The 23788-nt window shown below is 63.9% G+C and carries 21 protein-coding genes; 14 read left to right on the forward strand and 7 right to left on the reverse strand.

All coding sequences use genetic code 11. The features are described 5' to 3' along the window. Nucleotide 1 precedes the first annotated feature (1 nt). Nucleotides 2-2323 carry an ABC transporter ATP-binding protein gene (locus LB569_RS11795; protein WP_224692409.1) on the forward strand — a complete coding sequence of 774 codons (2322 nt, stop codon included), beginning with the start codon at nucleotides 2-4 and terminating at the stop codon, nucleotides 2321-2323. 13 nt (nucleotides 2324-2336) lie between these two features. Here LB569_RS11795 and LB569_RS11800 read toward each other — a convergent pair whose 3' ends face one another. Beyond that, nucleotides 2337-2927 (reverse strand): transglycosylase SLT domain-containing protein, encoded by a 591-nt coding sequence (locus LB569_RS11800; protein ID WP_140701984.1) that lies wholly within the window; start codon nucleotides 2925-2927, stop codon nucleotides 2337-2339. Between the two features lie 217 nt (nucleotides 2928-3144). Between LB569_RS11800 and LB569_RS11805 the strand changes: the two genes are divergently transcribed. Then, complete coding sequence (locus tag LB569_RS11805; protein ID WP_224692410.1) at nucleotides 3145-4683, forward strand: trimethylamine methyltransferase family protein; 1539 nt, start codon at nucleotides 3145-3147, stop codon at nucleotides 4681-4683. Nucleotides 4684-4924: 241 nt separating this feature from the next. Beyond that, on the forward strand, nucleotides 4925-7366 hold the full coding sequence (locus LB569_RS11810) for an FAD-dependent oxidoreductase (protein ID WP_224692411.1): 2442 nt from the start codon (nucleotides 4925-4927) through the stop codon (nucleotides 7364-7366). A gap of 22 nt (nucleotides 7367-7388) precedes the next feature. Here the strand turns inward: LB569_RS11810 and LB569_RS11815 are convergent, their stop codons facing one another. Beyond that, nucleotides 7389-7784, reverse strand: a complete 396-nt coding sequence (locus LB569_RS11815) for a DoxX family protein (protein ID WP_140701981.1) — start codon at nucleotides 7782-7784, stop codon at nucleotides 7389-7391. A gap of 200 nt (nucleotides 7785-7984) precedes the next feature. Here LB569_RS11815 and LB569_RS11820 point away from each other — a divergent pair, with 200 nt between their 5' ends. Next, entirely contained in the window at nucleotides 7985-8473 is a 489-nt protein-coding gene (locus tag LB569_RS11820) for a hypothetical protein (RefSeq protein WP_224692412.1), read from the forward strand. 42 nt (nucleotides 8474-8515) lie between these two features. Here LB569_RS11820 and LB569_RS11825 read toward each other — a convergent pair whose 3' ends face one another. Next, nucleotides 8516-9292 carry a VOC family protein gene (locus tag LB569_RS11825; protein ID WP_224692413.1) on the reverse strand — a complete coding sequence of 259 codons (777 nt, stop codon included), beginning with the start codon at nucleotides 9290-9292 and terminating at the stop codon, nucleotides 8516-8518. 172 nt (nucleotides 9293-9464) lie between these two features. On the opposite strand from LB569_RS11825, the gene LB569_RS11830 reads away from it, so the two are divergent. From LB569_RS11830 to LB569_RS11855, 6 genes are all read left to right on the forward strand, one after another. Beyond that, a complete protein-coding gene (locus LB569_RS11830; protein WP_224692414.1) occupies nucleotides 9465-10202 on the forward strand; it encodes a gamma-glutamylcyclotransferase in 738 nt (245 codons plus the stop codon). A gap of 121 nt (nucleotides 10203-10323) precedes the next feature. Next, complete coding sequence (locus LB569_RS11835) at nucleotides 10324-11679, forward strand: NAD(P)-dependent oxidoreductase (protein WP_224692415.1); 1356 nt, start codon at nucleotides 10324-10326, stop codon at nucleotides 11677-11679. 4 nt (nucleotides 11680-11683) lie between these two features. Continuing rightward, nucleotides 11684-12526 carry a class I SAM-dependent methyltransferase gene (locus LB569_RS11840; protein ID WP_224692416.1) on the forward strand — a complete coding sequence of 281 codons (843 nt, stop codon included), beginning with the start codon at nucleotides 11684-11686 and terminating at the stop codon, nucleotides 12524-12526. A gap of 12 nt (nucleotides 12527-12538) precedes the next feature. Next, nucleotides 12539-13852, forward strand: coding sequence for an NAD-dependent dihydropyrimidine dehydrogenase subunit PreA (gene preA / locus LB569_RS11845; RefSeq protein ID WP_224542103.1), 1314 nt, complete (start codon nucleotides 12539-12541; stop codon nucleotides 13850-13852). 364 nt (nucleotides 13853-14216) lie between these two features. Continuing rightward, entirely contained in the window at nucleotides 14217-14735 is a 519-nt protein-coding gene (locus LB569_RS11850; RefSeq protein ID WP_224692417.1) for an RrF2 family transcriptional regulator, read from the forward strand. Between the two features lie 29 nt (nucleotides 14736-14764). Beyond that, nucleotides 14765-15223, forward strand: a complete 459-nt coding sequence (locus LB569_RS11855) for a carboxymuconolactone decarboxylase family protein (protein WP_224692418.1) — start codon at nucleotides 14765-14767, stop codon at nucleotides 15221-15223. 136 nt (nucleotides 15224-15359) lie between these two features. Here the strand turns inward: LB569_RS11855 and LB569_RS11860 are convergent, their stop codons facing one another. Further along, nucleotides 15360-16082: an SDR family oxidoreductase gene (locus LB569_RS11860; protein WP_224692419.1), complete on the reverse strand. Its 723-nt coding sequence runs from the start codon at nucleotides 16080-16082 to the stop codon at nucleotides 15360-15362. Next, nucleotides 16082-16912 (reverse strand): SDR family NAD(P)-dependent oxidoreductase, encoded by an 831-nt coding sequence (locus LB569_RS11865; protein WP_224692420.1) that lies wholly within the window; start codon nucleotides 16910-16912, stop codon nucleotides 16082-16084. The genes LB569_RS11860 and LB569_RS11865 overlap by 1 nt, the downstream gene beginning before the upstream one ends. Before the next feature lie 102 nt (nucleotides 16913-17014). Here LB569_RS11865 and LB569_RS11870 point away from each other — a divergent pair, with 102 nt between their 5' ends. Then, complete coding sequence (locus LB569_RS11870; protein ID WP_224692421.1) at nucleotides 17015-17902, forward strand: helix-turn-helix transcriptional regulator; 888 nt, start codon at nucleotides 17015-17017, stop codon at nucleotides 17900-17902. Nucleotides 17903-17965: 63 nt separating this feature from the next. Here LB569_RS11870 and LB569_RS11875 read toward each other — a convergent pair whose 3' ends face one another. Continuing rightward, nucleotides 17966-18601, reverse strand: a complete 636-nt coding sequence (locus LB569_RS11875; RefSeq protein WP_224692422.1) for a TetR family transcriptional regulator C-terminal domain-containing protein — start codon at nucleotides 18599-18601, stop codon at nucleotides 17966-17968. A gap of 227 nt (nucleotides 18602-18828) precedes the next feature. Here LB569_RS11875 and LB569_RS11880 point away from each other — a divergent pair, with 227 nt between their 5' ends. Further along, nucleotides 18829-20157, forward strand: a complete 1329-nt coding sequence (locus tag LB569_RS11880) for an aspartate aminotransferase family protein (RefSeq protein WP_140701968.1) — start codon at nucleotides 18829-18831, stop codon at nucleotides 20155-20157. Between the two features lie 103 nt (nucleotides 20158-20260). On the opposite strand, the gene LB569_RS11885 is transcribed toward LB569_RS11880, so the two are convergent. Continuing rightward, nucleotides 20261-20899 carry a TetR/AcrR family transcriptional regulator gene (locus LB569_RS11885; protein ID WP_140701967.1) on the reverse strand — a complete coding sequence of 213 codons (639 nt, stop codon included), beginning with the start codon at nucleotides 20897-20899 and terminating at the stop codon, nucleotides 20261-20263. A gap of 121 nt (nucleotides 20900-21020) precedes the next feature. Between LB569_RS11885 and LB569_RS11890 the strand changes: the two genes are divergently transcribed. After that, nucleotides 21021-22271, forward strand: coding sequence for a Zn-dependent hydrolase (locus tag LB569_RS11890; RefSeq protein ID WP_224692423.1), 1251 nt, complete (start codon nucleotides 21021-21023; stop codon nucleotides 22269-22271). A gap of 64 nt (nucleotides 22272-22335) precedes the next feature. After that, nucleotides 22336-23787 carry a dihydropyrimidinase gene (hydA, locus tag LB569_RS11895; RefSeq protein ID WP_224692424.1) on the forward strand — a complete coding sequence of 484 codons (1452 nt, stop codon included), beginning with the start codon at nucleotides 22336-22338 and terminating at the stop codon, nucleotides 23785-23787. Nucleotide 23788 lies beyond the last annotated feature (1 nt).

A 23788-nucleotide genomic window follows, 5' to 3' on the forward strand; every position in this document is an offset into this window, starting at 1 on the left:
CATGAACGAGGCAGTTCGAAATCCCGCGGAACCGATCATCGAGATCGAGAACCTGTCGATCTCCTTCTTCACCCGCAAGGGCGAGATTCCGGCGGTCATGGATTTTTCCTGCACGGTCATGCCCGGCGAGGCGATGGGCATTGTCGGTGAATCCGGCTGCGGCAAGTCGACCGTGTCGCTCGGCATCATGCGCGACCTCTCCAACATCGGAAAAATCGTCGGCGGCAAGATCAAGTTCCAGGGCAAGGACATGGGCGAACTCTCCGACGAGGAGTTGCGCGCCATCCGCGGCAACAAGATCGCCATGATCTACCAGGAGCCGATGGCGAGCCTGAATCCGGCGATGAAGATCGGCCAGCAGCTGATGGAAGTGCCGCTGATCCACGACAAGGTGTCGAAGGAAGAGGCCTATTCCAGGGCGCTCGAAATGGTGCGCTCGGTCAAGCTGCCCGACCCCGAGCGGATGATGCGCTCCTATCCGCACCAGCTTTCCGGTGGCCAGCAACAGCGCATCGTCATTGCCATGGCGCTGCTGTCGAAGCCGGCGCTGCTTCTGCTCGACGAGCCGACCACCGCGCTCGACGTGACGGTCGAGGCGGGCATCGTCGATCTGGTCAAGGGTCTCGGCGAGAAGTTCGGCACCTCGATGATCTTCGTGTCGCACAATCTGGGCCTCATTCTCGAGACTTGCGACCGCATCACGGTGATGTATTCGGGCGAGGCGGTCGAGACCGGCAAGATCAAGGATGTCTTCGACCGGATGCGCCATCCCTATACGCAAGGGTTGTTCCGTTCGATCCCGCTGCCTGGCGCCGACAAGAACTCGCGGCCGCTGATTGCCATTCCCGGCCAGTTGCCGCTGCCGCATGAGCGGCCGAAGGGCTGCAATTTCGGCCCGCGCTGCCACCATTTCGTCGAAGGCGTCTGCAACGCCGCCGAAATCCCGATGATCGAGGTCGCCGGCCACGAAGGCCATTTCTCGCGCTGCGTACGCTTCAACGAGATCGACTGGGAAGCGCTGCCGCCCGGCGCCAAGAAGGTCAACGAAAAGGTCGTGCCCGGCGCGCCGGTGCTCAAGATCGAGGATCTCAGGAAATACTACAAGGTCGGCGGCAGCGAGGTGTTCGGCTCCAGCGAAGGCCGCGTCGTCAAGGCCAACGAGACCATCTCGTTCATGGCGCGCGAATCCGAGACGGTCGCCATCGTCGGCGAATCCGGCTGCGGAAAGTCGACGCTGGCCAAGGTGCTGCTCGGGCTGGAGACGGCCAGTTCCGGCACCGTGACGCTGGGCAACAAGGAAATTCAGTCGACCGGCATCGAGAGCCGCGGCGTCGACACCGTGTCGTCGATCCAGATGGTGTTCCAGAACCCGTTCGACACGCTCAACCCCAGCCATTCGGTCGGGTCGCAGATCATCCGCACGCTGGAAAAATTCAATGTCGGCAAGACCGTCGCCGACCGGCGCAAGCGCATGCTGGAACTGCTCGACCTGGTGAAGCTGCCGCGCGCCTTCGAGACGCGCAAGCCGCGCCAGCTTTCCGGCGGCCAGAAGCAGCGCATCGGCGTGGCGCGCGCCTTTGCCGGCGACGCCAAGGTTGTCGTGGCCGACGAGCCGGTCTCGGCGCTCGACGTGTCGGTGCAGGCGGCGGTGACCGAGCTGCTGATGGACATCCAGCGCAAGAACAAGACGACGATGCTGTTCATCAGCCACGATCTGTCGGTCGTGCGCTACATCGCTGACCGGGTCGTCGTCATGTATCTCGGCTACATCGTCGAGCAAGGTACGACCGACCAGATCTTCGCGCCGCCCTATCATCCCTACACCGAGGCGCTGCTATCGGCGATCCCGATTGCCGACACCAGCGTGGTCAAGAAACACATCGTGCTCGAGGGCGACATTCCTTCGGCGATGAACCCGCCGTCAGGCTGCCCGTTCCAGACGCGCTGCGGCTACAAGAAGCTGGTGCCCGACAACCTCTGCGAAACCAAGGTGCCGCCGGTCAAGAACCTCGGCGACGGCCATATGAGCCTGTGCTGGCTTTCCGACGACGTGCTCAAGACCATGGAGCCGGTGATCAAGTTCGACAAGGAACACGCCGCCCATGAAGGCGTGCCGGATGATGCGGCGCATGGCGAAGGTCCAGGCTTTGCCGGTTCGCCGCCGGCGCGCCCGAGCGGCAAGAATGCCAATGCGGAAGCCGATGCAACCGGAAAGGCTGCCGAGGACGCGGACGCCGTCTTGCGGGCCCGTCGTCACGAAGTCCGCGACGAGGTTTCCGAGACCGGTGTTTCAAAGCCGAAAGATACGACAAGGCGGCACTAACCCAGGCAGGGTATCAGTTGCCGCACTGCCTTAGCTGCGCGTCATAGTCTCTGGCCATCTTGTCGGTGGCCCGCGCATAACCCTGCACGCCGGCGTCGCCACGGTTGCCACGGCCATAGGCGCTCCAGCCGAGATAATAGGCGAGGTAGAGATTATAGGTGTCGTTGCGCGCGACGCCGTAGCTGTCTGACGTCTTGGAATGGTACCAGCCGACGAAGTCGACCGCGTCGGCGAATTTCGTGCGCCGCGCCGCCCAGTTGCCGGTCTCGCGCTGATATTGCGACCAGGTGCCGTCCAGCGCCTGCGAAAAGCCTGTGGCCGAGGAGACGTGCTTCCACGGAATGAAGCCGAGTAGCTTGGTGCGCGGCGGGCGGGCATTGCTCTTGAAGCCGGATTCCTTGCGCACGGTGGCCATCAGCACCGGCACCGGCACGCCGTATTTCCGCGACGCGCGCTCGGCCGCCGACTGCCAATTGTCGAACCAGCCGTCATTCTGGTCGAAGACGGCGCAGACATTGTTGATGTGGCTGGGCGCGGTGGCGCAAGCCGAAAGCGCCAACAGCGCGCAAACCGCTACAATTTTACTAAAACTCGACCTACGCATGGGAGGAGCAATAGGCCGAAATCATAAAGGGAATCTTGCCAAGTCCGTTAATGGCCGTCAGGCGTCATCGGCTCATGGCGGCGACGTATCGGCAATGCGACGTAATGCGTCGTTATTTCTAAATGGATTCTCCAGAAATGCCGCCTTGGCTAAAATCACGCCCGTGGATGGCGTATTTCTGACAGCTTGCCTGGTTTGCCCGAGCTTTGATGCCGGAATGACCGAACCAAGACGCAAGCGCGGCGCGGAGCGCACGAGCAACCGGGGTCCATCGCCCATCGCGCAACTGCCGCCCAGGCGCGTGACGAACCCCTATCCGCCGATGGCGTTGCTGTCGGCCGATCAGATCGAGGCGATCCATCAGGCGTCGATGCACATATTGGAAAATTTCGGCATCGAGGTGATGAGCCCGAGGGCGCTATCGCTGTTCGAGCAGGCTGGAGCCACGGTCGACCATGCGACGGCGAATGTGCGCATCGATCGCGGCATGGTCGACGAGGCGCAGAGGACGACGCGGGCCACCTACACGCTGACCCCGCGCAATCCTGCCAACACAATCCATCTCGGTGGCGACACCATCAATTTCACCCTCGTTGCCGGGCCGCCGAACGTGCACGACATGGAGCGCGGGCGCCGCGCCGGCAATCTGCGCGACTATGCCGATCTCACCCGGCTGGCGCAGCACTTCAACTGCGTCCACATGCTCGGCAACCAGGTCTGCGCGCCGGTCGAATTGCCGGCCAACTCGCGCCATCTCGACACCTACTTCACCAATCTCACGCTGACCGACAAGAGTTTCCATGTCTCGGCGATCGGCCGAGGCAGGGCGCTGGACGGCATCGAGATGATGGCGATTTCGCGCGGACTGACGCTGGACCAGATGCGCGACGATCCCGGCATCGCCACCATCATCTCGGTCAACTCGCCGCGCCGCTTCGACGAGATGATGGCCGAGGGGCTGATGACGATGGCAGAATTCGGCCAGTCGGTGGCTGTAACGCCGTTCACGCTGATGGGAGCGATGAGCCCGGTGACGTTGGCCGGCGCCTTGGCGCAGCAGAATGCCGAGGCGCTGTTCGGCGTCGTGCTGACGCAACTCGTGCGCCCCGGCGCACCGGTGATGTACGGCGCCTTCACCTCCAATGTCGACATGAAGTCGGGCGCGCCGGCCTTCGGCACGCCCGAAAACACCAAGGCCAACATAGCCTCCGGACAATTGGCCCGCCGCTACGGCCTGCCTTACCGGACGACGCCGGGCTCGGCTTCAAACGCCGCCGATGCACAAGGCGCTTATGAAACGCTGATGGCGCTGTGGGGCGCCGTGCTCGGCCATGGCAATCTGGTCTATCATGCCGCGGGCTGGCAGGAGGGCGGGCTGACGGCGTCGTTCGAGAAATTCATCATCGACGTCGAGATGATCCAGCACATGATGGAGTTTTTGCGCCCGATCGTGGTCGACGAGGCTGAATTGGCCGTCGAGGCGCTGGGCGCGGTTCCGACCGGCGGCCATTTCTTCGGCGAGCCGCACACGCTGGAGCGCTATGCGACCGCCTTCTACCAGCCAATGCTGTCCAACTGGCAGAATTTCGAAGCCTGGCAGGAGGCCGGTAGCCTCGACGCGACCGCGCGCGCGACGCGGCTGTGGAAAAAGGCGCTTGAAGAGTATGTCGAGCCGACGATGGATATCGCGGTGCGCGACGAGCTCGAGGCCTATGTGGCGAAGCGCAAGGAAGCGATCGGGTCGGGCGAGCCGTGATTTTGTCAACATCGGCGCGAGGCACCCCCCTCTGCCCTGCCGGGCATCTCCCCCGCAAGGGGGGAGATCAGCAGCTTCGACGAAGGCGCTTTTTTTACAACGTCGGCGATTGGCGAAAGCGGTCGCGGCATCTGATCTCCCCCCTTGCGGGGGAGATGGCCGGCAGGCCAGAGGGGGGTGCTTGGCGCTGCCTTTCCGATTCGCTTTATCCCCATAACTCACTGATATCAGAGAAAAACTCATGAAATCGCATGCAAAGGTCGTGGTCATTGGCGGTGGCGTCGTCGGATGTTCCGTGCTGTTCCATCTCGCCCGCCACGGCTGGACGGATGTGGTGCTCCTGGAGCGCGACGAGCTGACATCGGGCTCGACCTGGCACGCGGCCGGCGGCATGCACACGATCAATGGCGACCCCAACGTCGCCAAGCTGCAGAAATACACCATCAACCTCTACAAGGAGATCGAGGAGCTGTCGGGACAGGCGACCGGCGTCCACCTGACCGGCGGCGTCTTGCTTGCGGCCACCGAGGCGCGGCTCGACTGGCTGCGCGGGGTCGTCGCCAAGGGGCGCTATCTCGGCATCGAGCTGGAGGAAATCTCGCCGAAAGAGGCGGCCGAACTGATGCCGCTGCTCGACCCCAGCCAGTTCGTCGGCGCCGTCCGCAACAAGGAGGACGGCCATCTCGATCCCTCGGGCGTCACGCACGCCTATGCCAAGGCCGCGCGGAAGCTTGGGGCTGATATAGAACGTTTCACCAAGGTCGAGGACATTGTTCGTCGTCCCGACGGGATGTGGCGCGTCATCACCAACAAGGGCGAGGTGGTGGCCGAGCATGTCGTCAATGCCGGCGGCCTGTGGGCGCGCGAGGTCGGCCGCATGGTCGGGCTCGAACTGCCGGTGCTGGCGATGGAGCACATGTACCTGATCACCGAGGACATGCCAGAGGTCGCCGCCTGGAACGAGAAAACCGGCACCGAGATCATCCATGCGGTCGATTTCGACGGCGAGCTCTATCTGCGCCAGGAGCGCGGCGGCATGCTGATGGGCACCTACGAGAAGGCCAACAAGCCGTGGTCCGAATACTCCACGCCGTGGAATTTCGGCCATGAATTGCTGGAACCGGATATCGACCGCATCGCGCCGTCGCTCGAGGTCGGCTTCCGGCATTTCCCGGCTTTCCAGAACACCGGCATCAAGCAGATCATCAACGGACCCTTCACCTTCGCGCCCGACGGCAACCCGCTGGTCGGGCCGGTGCGCGGCCTGCCGGGTTTTTGGGTCGCCTGCGGTGTCATGGCCGGTTTTTCGCAGGGCGGCGGCGTCGGCTTGGCGCTGTCCAACTGGATGATCGAGGGCGATCCCGGCGCCGACATCTGGGCGATGGACGTGGCCCGCTACGGCGACTGGGCTGGCATGGCCTACACCAACGCCAAGGTGCGCGAAAACTATTCCAGGCGCTTTTCAATCCGCTTTCCCAATGAGGAACTGCCCGCCGGGCGGCCGCTGAAGACGACGCCGGTCTACGACCTGTTGTCGGCCAAGGGCGCGCAGTGGGGCGTTGCCTTTGGGCTGGAGGTGCCGCTCTGGTACGCGCCGGAAGGCGTCAAGGACGAGTTCTCGTGGCGGCGCTCGAGCGACTTCACCCATGTCGCCGCCGAAGTCGGGGCTGTGCGGTCGGGCGTCGGCCTGTCGGAGATATCGAGCTTCGCCAAATACAAGGTGACGGGCGAGGGCGCGGCGGCCTGGCTCGACCGGTTGCTCGCCTGCAAGCTGCCGAAGCCCGGTCGCATGACGCTGGCGCCGATGCTTAAGGAAGATGGCAGGCTGATCGGCGATTTCACGCTGGCCAATCTGGGTCCCCAGGATCGGGAAGAAGCGGGCTGGTTCCTGGCCGGCTCCGGCATCGCCGAGCAATATCACATGCGCTGGTTCGAGCAGCATCTGCCCGATGACGGCTCGGTCCATGTCGAGGCGCTGGGGCAAAAGCTCACCGGCCTGTCGATCGCCGGCCCCAGGACGAGGGACGTGCTGGCGAAAGCCACGCGCTTCGACGTATCGAACGCGGCGTTTCCCTTCATGGCCATCGGTCGGATGGATATCGGCATGGCGCCGTGCCTGGTCGGCCGGGTCAGCTACACCGGCGATCTCGGCTACGAAATCTGGGTGGCGCCGGAATATCAGCGCGCCGCCTATCAGGCGCTGATGGCGGCGGGAGAGGAGTTCGGCATCGGCCTGTTCGGTTCGCGCGCGCTCAACGCGCTCAGGCTCGAGAAGAATTACGGCTCATGGGGGCGCGAATACCGGCCGATCTACGGGCCGCTGGAAGCCGGGCTCGACCGCTTCGTCGCCTATGGCAAGGATGCCGACTTCATCGGCAAGGCGGCGGCGCTGGCCGAGCGCAAGCAGGGCGGCAAGCTCAGGCTGCGCGCCTTCATCGTCGAAGCCGACGATGCGGACGTCATCGGCGACGAGCCGATCTGGTTCGGCGGCGCGGTGCGCGGTTGGGTGACGTCGGGCGGCTATGCCCATCATTCGAAAAAGTCGGTCGCCGTCGGCTATGTGCCGAAGGAGATCGCCGAGGAGAGCGACGGTTTCGAGATCGAGTTGCTGGGCAAGCGGCATGCGGCGCGCATGCAGGCGGCGCCGCTGTTCGATGCGAATTTCGAACGGATGCGGGGGTGAGGGTTCACCCCCGCACGGGGCATCAGGCCTTGCCGCGATTGTCCAGCGCGAAGGCGCCGGCGCCGGCAAAGACCAGATAGAGGAAGATGAAGCAGAACGAGATTGCCGCATCGCCGCTGTTGTTGATGGGGAAGAAGTTGCGCGGGTAGTGCGCCATGAAATAGGCGATCGCCATTTCACCGGCCAGAAGGAACGCGACCGGGCGGGTGAACAAGCCTAGTGCCAGGAGAACGCCGCCGGCGAATTCGAGGATGCCGGCGGCTAGCGGCAGTCCGCTCAATGCGGCGGCAGCGTGGTCGCTGGCGGGGAAATTGAACAGTTTCTGCGTGCCGTGCTCGATGAACTGCAGCGCGGTCATGATGCGCAGCACGCCAAGCGCCTGCGGCTGGTATTTGGAGAGGCCATCGAAAAGCTTCATCTAAAACTCCATTTCAGCGTCCCGGCCGGCCATAGTTTATCACCCGGCAATGGACCATTCACTTCCCATGGCCCGCCATCAACAATTGGTGATTGGAAATGTGCCTCGGCCTGACCTTTCATATCTGCGCGCCAAGGTTGCATTATTCGTAATTTGGTTGTATTGAGTTGTGAACATCCAGACATGTGGGTCGCTTTGCCATGAAAAACGTTGCCGTCACCCTATTCGCAATCCTGACAAGTACCAGCTTCGCCATGGCCGAGGACGCCGGCTGCGAGGCCTTCAAATGGCCGGTAACGCGCGAACAGGCGCTGTTCGCAGCGGCACCGTCGGCCCCGTCCGGAGCCGCCCTGGCGGTAGGTGCCGCCGCGGATCTGGCGCTGGTGCCGAACGACAAGGCCGGCTTCGTGGTGCCGCCCGAACGCGCGCCGGCGGAGGGCACGTTCGGCGCCGTCGCCAGTGTCGCGGTGCCGCCTGACGGCGCCATCCAAATCAGCCTGTCGGGCGAGGCGTGGATCGATGTCATCCAGGACGGCAAGGCCGTGAAATCGTCCGGCTATAGCGGCGTCAAGACCTGCCCCGGCATCCGCAAGAGCGTACGCTTCAAGCTTGCGTCGGGTGAGGCCACCGTCCAGTTCAGCGGTGCCAAGAAAGAGAGCCTCAAGGTCGCGGGGCTGGCGCCGGAGTGAGCCGACGCCAGCACCGATGATATCCGCGGCTGGCGGGGGCGCTCACCGCGCCGGCGCCATCAAGGCGAAATGCGCGCCTTGCGGATCCTGGCATTGCACGACCCAGCTGCCGCCGGGGACCTCCATGGGTCCCATCAGGATCTTGCCGCCATTGTCGGTGACGCGTTTTGCGGCCGCGTCGATGCCGGTGACATTGAAATAGAACTGCCAGACCGGCACCGGAATCTGCTCGGGCTTGTTCATGATGCCACCGCCGGATTCGGGGCCGGCGGTAAAGGTCTGGTAGATGCCCATCGGGCCCATGTCGAATTCGCCGGCATTGGCCCAGCCGAACTGGCCGGAATAGAAATCGAAGGCGGCCTTCCAGTCCGATGTGTAGAGCTCATGCCAGCCGATATGGCCCGGCGTGCTCGCCGGCACCACGGGCTGATCGGGGCCGTTCGGCTGCAGGAACATGAAGGTCGCGCCCTGCGGATCGGCGACGACGGCGAAGCGGCCGACGCCGGGGATGTCGTCGGGGCGGCGGTGAATGGCCCCGCCTGCCTTTTCCAGCGCCGCCGTGGCGGCGTCGACATCCCTGGCGTGGATATAGCCCAGCCAGGCGGGCGGCATGCCCATCTTGGCCGCATCCTGCGGCATCGTCATCAGGCCGCCGACGCCACGCTCGCCGACATTCATGACGATATAGCGCGGCATGCCGGGAGCCTTGTCGAAAGGCTCGGCCCTCCAGCCGACCACGGCGGTGTAGAAAGCCTCGGCGGCGTCGAGGTCCGATGTCAGCAGTTCGTACCAGAAGAAGGGCATGGGGGATTTTGGCATTGTCGGTCTCCTCACCTTTGTGCACCGATCGTCGTTCGATCCATCCCAGGACGGTCTTCACGACGGAAATCCGACACCCGCCGGGATAATAATGGTCAACCCTCGCCAAGCGTTCCCGGGCTTGCGTATCCCGCGGTTTTCGATTTGTCTGCGGTAAGAGGGCTGTCGATCCATGCGCCTTATGTCGCTTACGCCAGAGCTTGTCGCACTGTGCCATCGGGAAGAGGCCGACCCCGGTCCGGATCCGAGCTGGACAGAGTTGAACGACGAGGATTTCCAGGCGCTTGCCGCGCGGCTTTCCGATGAAGCGGACGCGGGGCCGCTCTGGGTGTTCGCCTACGGATCGCTGATCTGGAAGCCGGAGTTCGAATCGGTCGAACAACAGGTCGCAACCGCTTTCGGCTGGCATCGATCCTTCTGTCTGGACATGGTGCGTTGGCGCGGCAGCGCCGAGCAGCCGGGACTGATGATGGCGCTGGAACGGGGCGGGCGCTGCAATGGCGTGATCTACCGCCTGCCGGAGGGCGAGAAACCAGCCCAGATCGAAAGGCTGCTGCGGCGTGAAATCTCCGACCACGAAAGCGTCAGCTCGGTCCGATGGTTGCCGGTGCACACGGCGCAAGGCGCGTCGCGGGCGCTTGGCTTCTGGGTGGGTGTGAAAGGGCGGGGAACGTCACTCAGCCAGCCGCTGGACAAGGTGGCACGCGTGCTGGCCAGGGCGTGCGGGCATATCGGATCCGGCGCCGAGTATCTCTACAACACCGTCAGCCACCTCGAAGCGTTCGGCATCCACGACCGCAATCTGTGGCGGCTGCAGGAATTGGTCGCGCACGAGGTTCGGGCGATCCATGGCCGCCCACTCGATGCCGACCATTCGCATGCGTTGCACGCACCACCGCAGCTCTCATAACATGACTATAAATATCATGTTTTTATCCAGCGTTATCAGTGGCTTGTGCCGAAAATTGACCAATTGATAAAAAAATAAAACGTGCTAGCCTTCCCCAAAACTAAAACATGGGGAACTGAGAATGCCAGAGGGCCAGTTCAAAGAAGGTATTGTCGGCGGCCGGCTTGCGGCTGACCAATACGCGGACAATTTCTCCGACCTGCATCCGCCGCTCGATCATCACGAGGCGCTGGTCGAATCCGACCGCTGCTATTTCTGCTACGACGCCCCCTGCATGAATGCGTGCCCGACCTCGATCGACATTCCGCTGTTCATCCGCCAGATCTCGACCGGCAATCCAATCGGCTCGGCCAAGACCATCTTCGACCAGAACATTCTCGGCGGCATGTGCGCCCGCGTCTGCCCCACCGAGACACTGTGCGAGGAGGTCTGCGTGCGCGAGGTGGCGGAAGGCAAGCCGGTGCAGATCGGCCGTTTGCAGCGCTACGCCACCGATGTCGCGATGAGCGAGAACAAGCAGTTTTATCCGCGCGCCGAGCCGACCGGAAAGACCGTCGCCGTGGTCGGCGCCGGTCCGGCCGGTCTTGCCGCGGCACACCGGCTCGCCCGCCATGGCCATGACGTCACCATACTGGAGGCGCGGCCGAAGGCCGGCGGCCTCAATGAATATGGCATCGCAGCCTACAAGAGCGTCGACAATTTCGCCCAGGCCGAAGTCGACTACGTCACCGCGATCGGTGGTATCGACATCCAGAACGGCAAGGCACTCGGTCGCGACTACCAGCTCTCCGACCTGATCCGCAATTATGACGCGGTGTTCCTCGGCATGGGGCTTGGCGGCGTCAACGCGCTGCGCTCCGATGGCGAGGATGCGGCCGGCGTCACCAATGCGGTCGAGTTCATCGCCGAACTGCGTCAGGCGAGCGATCTCTCCGGGCTGCCGGTCGGACGCCGCGTCGTCGTTATCGGTGGCGGCATGACGGCGATCGACGCCGCCGTGCAATCGAAGCTGCTCGGCGCCGAGGAGGTGACGATCTGCTACCGGCGCGGCCAGGAGCACATGAACGCCTCCGGGTTCGAGCAGGATCTGGCCGCCGCCAACGGCGTCACCATTCGCCACTGGCTGCAGCCGAAGCGGGTGATCGCCGAGGGCGGCAAGGTCAGCGGCATCGAACTCGAATACACCGCGCTCAATGGCGACAGGCTCGCCGGTACCGGCGAGACGCTGACGCTGGTCGCCGACCAGGTGTTCAAGGCGATCGGCCAGAGTTTTGTCCCGGCCGCGCTGAACGGCAGCGGGACATCGATCGACCTCGAAGCCGGCCGCATCAAGGTCGATGCGGAAGGGCGCACCTCGCTGGCCAAGGTCTGGGCCGGCGGCGACTGCATCTTCGGTGGCGACGACCTGACCGTCTCGGCCGTGGCGCAAGGGCGGGATGCTGCCGAGAGCATCCATAGGAGTCTGACCCAGGGGTAAGGACATGGCCACGGTGGAACCGGGCATCGCCCGTCACTACGAGGTTTCAGGCCTGGAAGAGCGGATCCTTGCAGCGCTTGCCGATGCGGGCGTCGATGTCGCCCATTTGCGCGCCGGCGATCTCGAAGCGATCGACGAATTCCATATTGGCGGCGTGGCCGCCACCAGGGAGCTCATTGACCAGATCGGGCTGAAGCCCGGTGCCCGGCTGCTGGATATCGGATCTGGAATAGGGGGGCCGGCCCGCTTTGTCGCCAACAGCGCCGGCGTCGACGTCACCGGCATCGACCTGACGCAGAGCTATGTCGATATCGCGGCCAGCCTGTCGAAGCGAGTGGGATTGGCCGACAAGACGCGCTTCGTGCAAGGCAGCGCGCTGGACATGCCGTTCGCCAAGGCCAGCTTCGACGCTGCAATGATCCTGCATGTCGGCATGAACCTGCCCGACAAGCCGAAGCTGATGAGCGAGGCCGCCCGTGTGCTGAAGCCGGGCTCGGTCTTCGCCGTCTACGATGTGATGCGGCTCAAGGACGGCGCGCTGACCTACCCGCTGCCATGGGCGTCCAACGAGACCATGTCCTTCGTCGCCACGCCCGACGACTATCGTTCGGCTGCCGCCGCCGCGGGCTTCTCGGTGACGGCGGAACGGCCGCGCGGCGCCTTCGCCGTCGAGTTCTTTGCCGCGATGCGCGCCCGGCTGGCCACGGCGCAAGCTGAAGGCAAGAAACCGTCACCTGGTCTGGGCCTCGTCATGGGCGAGGACGCTCGCACCAAGATGGCCAACGTCACCGCCGCGCTTGAAGGCGGCATTCTCGCGCCCGTCGAATTGATCCTTCGTCTCGGTTGAAAGGGACCTGTCATGGCTGACATCAGAAATAATTTCGTCGGCATCAAATCGCCAAATCCGTTCTGGCTGGCCTCGGCGCCGCCGACCGACAAGGCCTACAACGTCGTGCGTGCCTTCAAGGCGGGGTGGGGCGGGGTGGTGTGGAAGACGCTCGGCGAGGAAGGTCCGCCGGTGGTCAATGTCAACGGTCCGCGTTACGGCGCGATCTGGGGGGCTGACCGGCGCCTGCTCGGCCTCAACAACATCGAACTGATCACCGACCGTGATTTGCAGACCAATCTGCGCGAGATGAAGCAGGTCAAGATGGACTGGCCCGACCGGGCGCTGATCGCCTCGATCATGGTTCCCTGCGAGGAGGAGAGCTGGAAGGCCATCCTGCCGCTGGTCGAGGAGACTGGGGCCGACGGCATCGAGCTCAATTTCGGCTGCCCGCACGGCATGTCGGAGCGCGGCATGGGCGCGGCCGTCGGCCAGGTGCCGGAATATATCGAAATGGTGGTGCGCTGGTGCAAGCAGTATACGCGCATGCCCGTCATCACCAAGCTGACGCCCAACATCACCGACATCCGCAAGCCCGCGCGGGCCGCGCACGCAGGTGGAACAGATGCCGTATCGCTGATCAACACCATCAATTCGATCACCGGCGTCGACCTCGACAGTTTCGCGCCGATGCCGACCATCGACGGCAAGGGCTCGCATGGCGGCTATTGCGGCCCGGCGGTGAAGCCGATCGCCATGAACATGGTGGCCGAGATCGCCCGCGACCCCGAAACGCGCGGCCTGCCGATCTCGGGTATTGGCGGCATCACCACCTGGCGCGACGCGGCCGAATTCCTGGCGCTCGGCGCCGGCAATGTGCAGGTCTGCACGGCGGCGATGACCTATGGCTTCAAGATCGTGCAGGAGATGATCGCGGGGCTGGAAAACTGGATGGACGAGAAGGGCCACCGCTCGCTCGACGACGTCATCGGACGCGCCACGCCCAACGTCACCGACTGGCAGTATCTCAACCTCAACTATGTCGCCAAGGCACATATCGACCAGGACGCCTGCATCAAATGCGGCCGCTGCCACATCGCCTGCGAGGACACTTCGCACCAGGCGATCACCAATGTCGTCAACGGCATCAGGCATTTCGAGGTGATCGAGGCCGAGTGCGTCGGCTGCAATCTGTGCGTCAATGTCTGCCCGGTCGACAATTGCATCACCATGGAGCCGCTGGCGGCCGGCGTGATGGATCAGCGCACAGGCAAGCCGGTGTCGCCGGTCTACGCCAACTGGACGACTCACCCGAACAACCCGATGGCCAAGGTGGCTGCGGAGTAGGGGCTTTCGTCCACGGGGAGAGCGCCGAGGGCGTGGCAGCTTTCCCTTCTCCCCGTCACTATACGGGGAGAAGGTGCCGGCAGGCGGATGAGGGGCAGCGCGACCTTTGAGATAATCCGCGCACCGCTCGCAGCCGTACCCCCCGGCGTCGCTGACGATCTGGCGCAATCCGCCCTGTGTGTTGGCACCGGGCGATTTTCCATAATCTCAGGAATTGGATCGCAAAGTTGGCGCTGCCCCTCATTGCCCTGCCGGGCATTTCTCCCCGTATAGTGACGGGGAGAAAGACGCTGTTCTCGCCCGTTTCCTATTGCAGATAAATATTATCCACGATAAAACATATCCATGAACGGAGATCATCACCATGAAGCTGGGTGAGGGCGTTGAGGCGGCCATCCATTGCGCGGCGACGCTGGCGAGCGTGGAGGGCAACAGCACCATGCCGGGCGCGGCCCTGGCGGAATCCTTCGGCCTGTCGCCGAGCTATCTCTTGAAGCATCTCAACATGCTGACGGCAGCGCGCATCCTGGAATCTGTGCCGGGGCCGGCGGGCGGCTACCGGCTGGCGCGGGCGGCCGAGCGCATTACCCTGCTCGACATCGTGTTGGCAATCGAGGGGCGCGAGCCAGCGTTTCGCTGCGGCGAGATCCGCCGCAACGGTCCGGTCAAGATCGATGCCTCGGCCTATGTCAAACCCTGCGGCATCAATGCCGCGATGCTGAGGGCGGAGCGCGCCTATCGGGCAGCACTCGCCGAAGTGAAGCTGTCCGAGATCGTGGCGGAGTACGCGGCGGAAGGCGACCCCCGCTCGCTCGCCGCGAGCTGCGCCTTTGTCGAGCGCCACCAGCGGCGGCAGAAATCCGGTTCGACCGACCAAACCTAACCCTCCCGACGATGTGAAAGGACAAGACGATGAAACAGAGAATGCAATTCTTCGCCAAGGCGCCCGAAATCATGAAGGCCGTCTCGGCGCTCAACAAGGCGGTCGATGAATGCGGTCTGGAGGCGGGCTTGCTGCACCTGATCAAGCTCAGGGCCTCGCAGATCAATGGCTGTTCCTTCTGCGTCGAGATGCACAGCCGCGAGGCGAGGCGCGACGGCGAAACCGAGCAGCGGCTCTATCTGGTTTCGGCCTGGAAAGAATCGCCGCTGTTTTCCGAGCGTGAACGCGCCGCGCTGGCCTGGACCGAGGCGGTCACGCTGGTCGCCGACAACGGCGTGTCGGACGAGCTCTATGCGCGCACGCTTGAGCACTTTTCGGAAGAGGAACTGGTCAAGCTGTCCGTCGCGGTTGGCATGATCAACACCTGGAACCGGCTCTGCATCCCGTTCCACGCCATCCACCCGATGCCGGCGGCCAAGGCGGCCTGACCATTCCGGCATATCCGGGAGCGCCATCGCGGAGGTGGCGCTCCCACTTTTTCAAGCCATGTGTTGTCAGGGGGCGCGTTTGACGCCTGCCGATTTGCCCTCGACCTTGCTGTTTCTCGGCCGCCTGTTGCTCCGTTCACGCCGCGAACCGCAGGCCGCCGTCGCAGGTCAGCACCTGGCCGGTCATGAAGCCGTTGGAGACGAGGAAAGCAATCGCGGAGGCGACGTCCTCGGCGCGGCCGATCCTGCCGACCGGCGTCTTGCCGGTGTATTCGGCGAACACCGCCCGCCGCTGCTCCTCGGGCAGAAAATCCCACCACGGCGTGTCGATGACGCCGGGCGCCACGACGTTGACGCGCAGCGGCTTCAGCTCGACGGCCAAGATCGGCGTCACGGTCAGCAGCATGCCGTTGACGGCACCGATACCGGCGACACCGGGCATGGTGACCTGAGCCGACACCGCCGAGATGAAGGTGACCGACCCGGATTTGTTGAGCGTCGGCAAGGCGGCCTGCAGGCAGGACAGTTGCGGCCGCACTTTTTCGTCGACGCCGCCAGCGATGTCGGCAAGGTCGAGGGTCTCGAACGGTCCGAGGCCCTTGCCGCCGCTCGCCGCCAGAACGAGGTGGTCGAGCGGGCCGAGGCGCTCGAAGAACTGGCGCACCTCCTCCGGTCTTGAAGCGTCGAAGGCGGCCTTGTCGGCGGCGCCGCCAAGGCTTTTCCAGGCGCCGACGAGTTTGTCCTGGTTGCGCCCGGTGATGGTCACCTTCATGCCCGGGCCGAGCAGTTTCCTCGCCGTCGCCAGGCCGATGCCGGACGAGCCGCCGATGATCACCGTGTGTTCGATCTTGCTGGTCATCAATGCTGTTCCTTGGTTTGAGCCAGCCCGACGAGGTCGAGGCTCAGGCTTCGTAATTTCTGTCTGGCCCCGGCGTCGTAGGCCTGGGCGTCGGCGCGGGATTCGCGCAGGCCGTCGAAATAGAGGCCGCTGCGGCCTTCCAGCTCTTTCGAGGTGGCGAGGTTGACGATGGCTTCGGCGCCGGTCTCGACAGAACTCCAGGGCGTCACACCGGCCTGGCGGACCATGGTCGTGTTCATGTAGCTCGCCGGATGCAGCGCGTTGACGGTGACGCCGCTGCCTTGCAACTGCCCGGACAGATCGACGGTGAACAGGATCTGCGCCAGCTTGCTCTGGCAGTAGGCGCGCACGCCACTATAGCCGTGGGTCAGCATGACGTCACCGAAATCGATCGCCTGCTGGCCAGCGGACGCGACATTGACGATGCGCGCCGGGGCGCTGGCCCTGAGCAGCGGCAGCAGCTCCGAGGTCAGCAGGAAGCCGGCGAGATAGTTGACGGCAAAGCGCAGTTCGTGGCCGTCGGCGCTTGTCTGCCGCTTGTCGCCAGCCGTACCGACGCCGGCATTGTTGATGAGGATGTCGAGGCTGCTCGTCCTGGCGCGCACGGCCTCGGCGAGGCGTCGCACCTCGGCCAGCGACGCGAGATCGGCCGCGAGAAACTCGGCCTTGCCGCCGTCGGCTTCGATGGCGGCGATAACGGCCTTGCCGCGCGTGGCGTCGCGGCCATGCACCAGCACCCGTGCGCCGGCGGCACCCAGCCTTTGTGCCACGACCCGGCCGACGCCGTCGGTTGAGCCGGTGATGAGGATGGTCTTGTCTTTCAATTCCATGTTCAGAGCCTCCTGTTGCTGCTCTGAACGCAAGATGGAGTGTCTGGCCGGTCTCAAACAGTTCAAACTTTATCCTGGTATCAATACTGCTATAATAGCCGCATGAACGCTTCCATCTCTGCTGCCCCCGCCCAATCAGCCGACGAGAGCCGTCGGCGTGAACTCGGCGCCTTCCTGCGCTCGCGCCGGGAAAGGCTGACGCCATCGGCCACCGGCATCGCGACAGGTCCGCGACGGCGAACGCCCGGCCTGCGGCGCGAGGAGGTGGCGATGATCGCCGGTGTCGGCACCACCTGGTACACCTGGCTGGAACAGGGCAGGGATGTCAGGCCCTCGGTGGAAGTGCTTTCGGCGCTCTGCGAGGCGTTGCGGCTCGACGCCGTCGAGAAGCGGCATTTGTTCATCCTCGCCGGCCGCCAGCAGCCCGAGCGCCGTGTGGCAGCGCCCGAGAAGGTGGACGCCACGCTGTTGCATATGCTGCAAAGCCTCGTCCTACAGCCTGCCTATGTCGTCGGCCGGCGTTGGGATGTTCTTGCCTGGAATGACGCGGCCGTGGCGGTGTTCGGCGACTATGGCCTGCTGGACGGCGATGCCAGAAACATCGTCCACATGGTGTTCACCAGCCCGCACCATCGCCGCCTGCTGGTCGACTGGGAAGAACTCGCTCGCGTGGTGCTCGCTTCGTTTCGTGCCGAAAGCGCCAAATATGTCGGCGATCCGGATTTCGAACGGCTGATCGCCCTGATGATGAACTCAAGTCCCGAGTTCCGCGACTGGTGGCCGCGGCGCGACGTGGCGCGCAGGCTGACCGGCATCAAGCACGTCCGGCATCCCAAGGCAGGCTTGATGGCCTTCGAGCATATGAGCCTGTCGATCGACGACGGCTCGGACATGCGGTTGATCGTCTACACGCCGCTCGCTGAGCAGAACTCGATCGCCAAGCTGCGGACCTTGCTCGACGCGCTGCCGGCGGAGCGGCGCAGTGCCTGACGACGGTGCGGTCCGCGGCGAAGCCCCCCGGGCTCCGCCATAGGATGACGAAAGGACGAGACGCTAGCCCTTCGGCTTCAGCCCATCGAGGAACAATTGCTCCAGGAACCTTGCGGCGTCCTCGAAGCGGCCGTCGCCGCCACGGTTCGGACCCAGCACGGCGCGGACCTGGACGTCGAAATCGGCATAGTGCTGGGTGGTCGCCCAGATCGAGAAGATCAGGTGCCACGGATCGGTCCTGGCGATCTTGCCGGCGCGCATCCAGCCCTTGATGACGGCGGCCTTCTCGTCGACCAGCGTCTTCAGTTCGCCCGCCAGCAGCGGCATGATGCGCGGCGCGCCCTGCAGGATCTCATTGGCGAACAGCCGGCTCTCGCGCGGGAAATCGCGGGCCATTTCCAGCTTGCGCCTGATGTAGCTCCTGAGCTCGGTCATCGGATCGCCGATATCGTCGAGTTCCCTGAGCGGCGCCAGCCAGGTTTCGAGCAGCCGTTCCATCAAGGTCTCGTGAATGTCTTCCTTGCGGCGGAAATAGTAGAGCAGGTTCGGCTTCGACATGCCGGCCGCCTCGGCGATCTGGTCGATGGTCGAGCCGCGGAAGCCGTTGGTGGAGAATACTTCGAGCGCGGCCTCCAGGATCAGTTCGCGCTTTTCCTGCTGGATGCGGGTGCGGCGAGGGGCTTCCGTGCCGGTGCTCACCGTTGCGGACCCCCGCCGTTGACGGTCATCTGGACCAATTCTCTGGACCAGTTTTTCCCCGAGCTGTGGAACGCACTTCAGGTGCCGCATTTCCGCTAGTAATCCTTGACCGCCGACAGGGCGGTGCTAACGTTTGTCCAATCGGTCAAAAATTTGCGTAGCATGAAAACGCGGCAAAGACCAAGCGTTGGGCGCACCGAAACAGATTACAAGGGGAAGTCCTGGTCATGTCCAACCGGCTGAAAGTCACGCCGAACGATCTCAGCGCATTCTGGATGCCGTTCACGGCAAACCGGCAGTTCAAGCAGGCGCCGCGCATGTTCGTGTCCGCCAAGGACATGCACTACACCACCAGCGATGGCCGCAAGGTGCTGGACGGCACCGCCGGCCTGTGGTGCGTCAATGCCGGCCACTGCCGCCCGAAGATCACCGAGGCGATCCAGCACCAGGCCGCCGAACTCGACTACGCGCCCGCCTTCCAGATGGGCCACCCGATCGTCTTCGAGCTGGCCAACCGTCTGGTCGATCTCGCGCCCAAGGGCATGGACCATGTGTTCTTCACCAATTCCGGTTCGGAATCGGTCGAGACGGCACTGAAGATGGCTATCGCCTATCACCGCGTGAAGGGCGAGGGCTCGCGCACCCGCCTGATCGGCCGCGAGCGTGGCTATCACGGCGTCAATTTCGGCGGCATCTCGGTCGGCGGCATCGTCACCAACCGCAAGATGTTCGGCACGCTGCTCGGCGGCGTCGACCATATGCCGCACACGCATCTGCCGGAAAAGAACGCCTTCTCCAGGGGCGTGCCGGAATATGGCGCGGAGCTCGCCAACGAGTTGGAGCGCATCGTCGCCCTGCATGACGCCTCGACCATCGCCGCCGTGATCGTCGAGCCGGTCGCCGGCTCGACCGGCGTCATCCTGCCGCCGAAGGGCTATCTCGAGAAGCTGCGCGAGATCTGCACCAAGCACGGCATCCTGCTGATCTTCGACGAGGTCATCACCGGCTTCGGCCGTCTCGGCGCGCCGTTCGCGGCCGATTATTTCGGCGTCACACCCGACATCATGACCACCGCCAAGGGCGTCTCCAACGGCGTCATCCCGATGGGCGCGGTGTTCGTGAAGAAGGAAATCCATGACGCGTTCATGACCGGCCCCGAGCACATGATCGAGTTCTTCCACGGCTACACCTATTCGGGCAATCCGATCGCCTGCGCAGCGGCCCTGGGCACGCTCGACACCTACAAGGAAGAGGGCCTGCTGACCCGTGGCGAGGAGCTGGCGCCCTATTGGGAAGACGCGCTGCATTCGCTGAAGGGCGAGCCGCATGTCATCGACATCAGGAACATCGGCCTGATCGGCGCGATCGAACTGGCGCCGATCGCCGGCAGCCCGACCAAGCGTGCCTTCTCCGCCTTCGTCAAGGCGTTCGAGCGCGGCGCGCTGATCCGCACCACCGGCGATATCATCGCGCTGTCGCCGCCGCTGATCATCACCAAGGGCCAGATCAACGAACTGATCGACCATGTGCGTGAAGTGCTGCGGTCGATCGACTGAGACCCCAATGCGGTCTCCCTCCAACGAAGAGGAGGGGACCGTGAAGCAACTGGTCGGCGCGATACCGCGCCGGCCCTGACCTTTGCCGCAACGGGGCGATCAGTCAGACCGACCGCGCGCCGATCCCGGTCAGGATTACCCGCTTGATATTGTCCTTGGCTTCCCGCCATTGCCGGTCGGACAGCGGCTTGCCGCCATTGAGCGTCTCGATCTGGTGGCCGAAATCGGCGTAGTGCTGGGTCGCAGCCCAGAGCATGTAGAGCAGATGGCGCGGGTCCACCGGGTCCATCTTGCCTTCCTCGATCCAACGCCGGATGATCTCGACGCGGCCATCGGTCCATTCGCGCAGTGTCGATTCCATATAGTCCTGGAGCACCGGCGCCCCGTGCATCACTTCGGAAGCCCAGACCTTCGAGCCGTCCGGATGGCGGCGCGATATTTCCATTTTGGCGTCGATATAGGCGCTGATGCCGTCTATGGGCCCGCGCGCCGCGTCGAAGCAATTGGCCGCCTGCAGCCAGATTTCGAAGATGTTCTGGACTACGGACCGGTAGAGCTCCTCCTTGGTGGCGAAATAATAGTGGAGATTGGCCTTTGGCAGATCCGCCAGATCGGCGATCAATTGCATCGTGGCGCCGCCGAACCCGGCCTCCGCGAACACCTTCTCGGCGGCGACGAGAATGGTTTTTTCATTCTCCCTCCGGATGTCCTGGCGCCGCGTGGGGCGGGTGGGTTCGGCCATGTTTTCCCCAAGATTCTAGTTGACCGCTTGGTCAGGTTGTGTAGTCTGAAAGCTGACCATACGGTCAGGCTGCAAATCACTCAAGGGGCGACAAGACTCCTGGTGTAGATGGGAACTTGAGATGGCCGCACCCGGCGAAAATCTGCGAATCAATTCAGACCGCTTGTGGGATTCGCTGATGGAGATGGCGAAGATCGGCCCCGGCATTGCCGGCGGCAACAATCGCCAGACTGTGACCGACGAGGACGGCGAGGGCCGGCATCTTTTCAAACGCTGGTGCGATGCGGCCGGGCTCGAAATGGGCGTCGACGAAATGGGCACCATGTTTGCCCGCCGCGAAGGCACCGACCCCAGCCTGCCGCCGGTCTATGTCGGCAGCCATCTCGATACGCAGCCGACCGGCGGCAAGTATGATGGCGTTCTCGGCGTTCTCGGCGGCCTGGAGATCGTGCGCTCGCTCAACGATCTCGGCATCAAGACCAAACATCCGATCGTCGTCACCAACTGGACGAATGAGGAAGGCTCGCGCTTCGCGCCGGCGATGATGGCGTCCGGCGTGTTCGCCGGCGTGCTCGACCAGGCCGACGTCTACGGGCACACGGACAAGAACGGCAAGAAATTCGGCGAGGAACTGGAGCGCATCGGCTGGAAGGGCACCGAGAAGGTCGGCGACCGCAAGATCCACGCCTTCTTCGAACTGCATATCGAGCAGGGCCCGATCCTCGAGGACGAAGACATAGACATCGGCGTCGTCACCCATGGCCAGGGCCTGAAATGGTTGCAGGTGACGCTGACCGGCAGGGAGGCGCATACCGGCTCGACGCCGATGCCCAAGCGCCGCAACGCCGGCCTCGGCATGGCGCGCGTGATCGAACTGGTGCACGAGATCGCCATGGACTACCAGCCCGACGCTGTCGGCGCGGTCGGCCACATGGAAGTCTATCCGAACTCGCGCAACATCATCGCCGGGCGCACCGTCTTCACCATCGACATCCGCTCGCCGGAGAAGGAAGTGCTCGACGCCATGGATGGCCGCATCCGCGAAGGCATCGACACGATCTGCGACGCGCTCGACATCCAGTACAAGATCGAGCAGGTAGGCGCTTTCGATCCGGTCACCTTCGACAAGGGCTGCGTCAAGGCGATCCGCGATGCCGCCGAACGGCTCGGTTACACGCACCGCAACATCGTCTCGGGCGCCGGCCACGACGCCTGCTGGATCAACCGCGTCGCGCCGACCGCCATGGTGATGTGCCCATGCGTCGATGGATTGAGCCACAACGAAGCGGAAGAGATCACCAAGGAATGGGCTTCGGCCGGCGCCGACGTTCTGTTCCACGCGGTGGTGGAGACGGCCGTCATCGTGGAGTGAACTTAGAAATCTACCTTCCAAACGCCGCTCACCAAGAAGCGCGAAGAGAACAGGGAACAGGCAAATGATCAAAGTCATCAAGAACGGCACCGTCGTCACCGCCGACCGCACGTGGAAGGCCGATGTGCTGTTCAGCCACGGCAAGATCGTCGCCATCGGCCCGGACCTGCATGGCGACCATGAGTACGACGCCACCGGCTGCTATGTGATGCCGGGCGGCATCGATCCGCATACCCATCTCGAAATGCCGTTCATGGGTACCTATTCGGCCGATGATTTTGAATCCGGCACGCGGGCTGCCCTTGCCGGCGGCACCACCATGGTGGTCGATTTCTGCTTGCCGGCGCCGCAGCAATCGCTGCTCGAAGCCCTGCAGATGTGGGACAACAAGACTTCCAAGGCGGCCTGCGACTACTCCTTCCACATGGCGATCACCTGGTGGGGCAAGCAGGTGTTCGACGAGATGGCCACGGTGGTCGACAAGGGCATCACCTCGTTCAAGCACTTCATGGCCTATAAGGGCGCGCTGATGGTCGACGACGACGAGATGTACGCGTCGTTCCAGCGCTGCGCCGATCTTGGCGCGCTGCCGCTGGTGCATGCCGAGAATGGCGACGTGGTTGCAGCACTCTCGCAGAAGCTGCTCGCCGCGGGCAACAACGGCCCCGAGGGCCATGCCTATTCGCGCCCACCGGAAGTGGAGGGCGAGGCGACCAACCGCGCCATCATGATCGCCGACATGGCCGGCGTGCCGCTCTACGTCGTGCACGTCTCCTGCGAGCAGAGCCACGAAGCGATCCGCCGGGCGCGCCAAAAAGGCATGCGCGTGTTCGGCGAGCCGCTGATCCAGCATCTGACGCTCGATGAGAGCGAGTATTTCGACAAGGACTGGGATCATGCGGCGCGCCGCGTGATGAGCCCGCCCTTCCGCAACAAGCTGCACCAGGATTCGCTGTGGGCCGGCCTGCAGGCGGGCTCGCTGCAGGTGGTGGCGACCGACCATTGCGCCTTCACGACGGAGCAGAAGCGTTTCGGCGTCGGCAACTTCACCAAGATCCCCAACGGCACCGGCGGCCTCGAGGATCGGCTGCCGGTGCTGTGGACCAGGGGCGTCAACACCGGCCGGCTGACGATGAACGAGTTCGTCGCGGTGACCTCGACCAACATCGCCAAGATCCTCAACATGTATCCGAGGAAGGGCGCGATCGTGGAAGGTGCGGATGCCGACATCATCGTCTGGGATCCGAAGCGGAAGAAGACGATCTCTTCGAAGAAGCAGCAGTCCGTCATCGACTACAACGTGTTCGAAGGCGTCGAGGTGACCGGCCTGCCGCGCTTCGTCTTCTCGCGCGGCGAACTGTCGATCGAGGAAGCCGAGGTGAAGGCCAAGCCCGGCCACGGTGAGTTCGTCGGACGCGAGCCGAACGCGGCGGTCAACCGGGCGCTGTCGACATGGAAGGAAATCACCGCCCCGCGCAAGGTCGAGCGGACTGGCATTCCCGCGACGGGGGTTTGAC

The organism is Mesorhizobium sp. BH1-1-4, assembly GCF_020165665.1.
Lineage (GTDB): Bacteria > Pseudomonadota > Alphaproteobacteria > Rhizobiales > Rhizobiaceae > Mesorhizobium.

Bases quoted from the DNA above. Each gene is read 5' to 3' on its own strand.
- LB569_RS11795 (WP_224692409.1), top strand. From the start codon at position 2: ATGAACGAGGCAGTTCGAAATCCCGCGGAACCGATCATCGAGATCGAG.
- LB569_RS11800 (WP_140701984.1), bottom strand. From the start codon at position 2,927: ATGCGTAGGTCGAGTTTTAGTAAAATTGTAGCGGTTTGCGCGCTGTTG.
- LB569_RS11805 (WP_224692410.1), top strand. From the start codon at position 3,145: ATGACCGAACCAAGACGCAAGCGCGGCGCGGAGCGCACGAGCAACCGG.
- LB569_RS11810 (WP_224692411.1), top strand. From the start codon at position 4,925: ATGAAATCGCATGCAAAGGTCGTGGTCATTGGCGGTGGCGTCGTCGGA.
- LB569_RS11815 (WP_140701981.1), bottom strand. From the start codon at position 7,784: ATGAAGCTTTTCGATGGCCTCTCCAAATACCAGCCGCAGGCGCTTGGC.
- LB569_RS11820 (WP_224692412.1), top strand. From the start codon at position 7,985: ATGAAAAACGTTGCCGTCACCCTATTCGCAATCCTGACAAGTACCAGC.
- LB569_RS11825 (WP_224692413.1), bottom strand. From the start codon at position 9,292: ATGCCAAAATCCCCCATGCCCTTCTTCTGGTACGAACTGCTGACATCG.
- LB569_RS11830 (WP_224692414.1), top strand. From the start codon at position 9,465: ATGCGCCTTATGTCGCTTACGCCAGAGCTTGTCGCACTGTGCCATCGG.
- LB569_RS11835 (WP_224692415.1), top strand. From the start codon at position 10,324: ATGCCAGAGGGCCAGTTCAAAGAAGGTATTGTCGGCGGCCGGCTTGCG.
- LB569_RS11840 (WP_224692416.1), top strand. From the start codon at position 11,684: ATGGCCACGGTGGAACCGGGCATCGCCCGTCACTACGAGGTTTCAGGC.
- preA (WP_224542103.1), top strand. From the start codon at position 12,539: ATGGCTGACATCAGAAATAATTTCGTCGGCATCAAATCGCCAAATCCG.
- LB569_RS11850 (WP_224692417.1), top strand. From the start codon at position 14,217: ATGAAGCTGGGTGAGGGCGTTGAGGCGGCCATCCATTGCGCGGCGACG.
- LB569_RS11855 (WP_224692418.1), top strand. From the start codon at position 14,765: ATGAAACAGAGAATGCAATTCTTCGCCAAGGCGCCCGAAATCATGAAG.
- LB569_RS11860 (WP_224692419.1), bottom strand. From the start codon at position 16,082: ATGACCAGCAAGATCGAACACACGGTGATCATCGGCGGCTCGTCCGGC.
- LB569_RS11865 (WP_224692420.1), bottom strand. From the start codon at position 16,912: ATGGAATTGAAAGACAAGACCATCCTCATCACCGGCTCAACCGACGGC.
- LB569_RS11870 (WP_224692421.1), top strand. From the start codon at position 17,015: ATGAACGCTTCCATCTCTGCTGCCCCCGCCCAATCAGCCGACGAGAGC.
- LB569_RS11880 (WP_140701968.1), top strand. From the start codon at position 18,829: ATGTCCAACCGGCTGAAAGTCACGCCGAACGATCTCAGCGCATTCTGG.
- LB569_RS11885 (WP_140701967.1), bottom strand. From the start codon at position 20,899: ATGGCCGAACCCACCCGCCCCACGCGGCGCCAGGACATCCGGAGGGAG.
- LB569_RS11890 (WP_224692423.1), top strand. From the start codon at position 21,021: ATGGCCGCACCCGGCGAAAATCTGCGAATCAATTCAGACCGCTTGTGG.
- hydA (WP_224692424.1), top strand. From the start codon at position 22,336: ATGATCAAAGTCATCAAGAACGGCACCGTCGTCACCGCCGACCGCACG.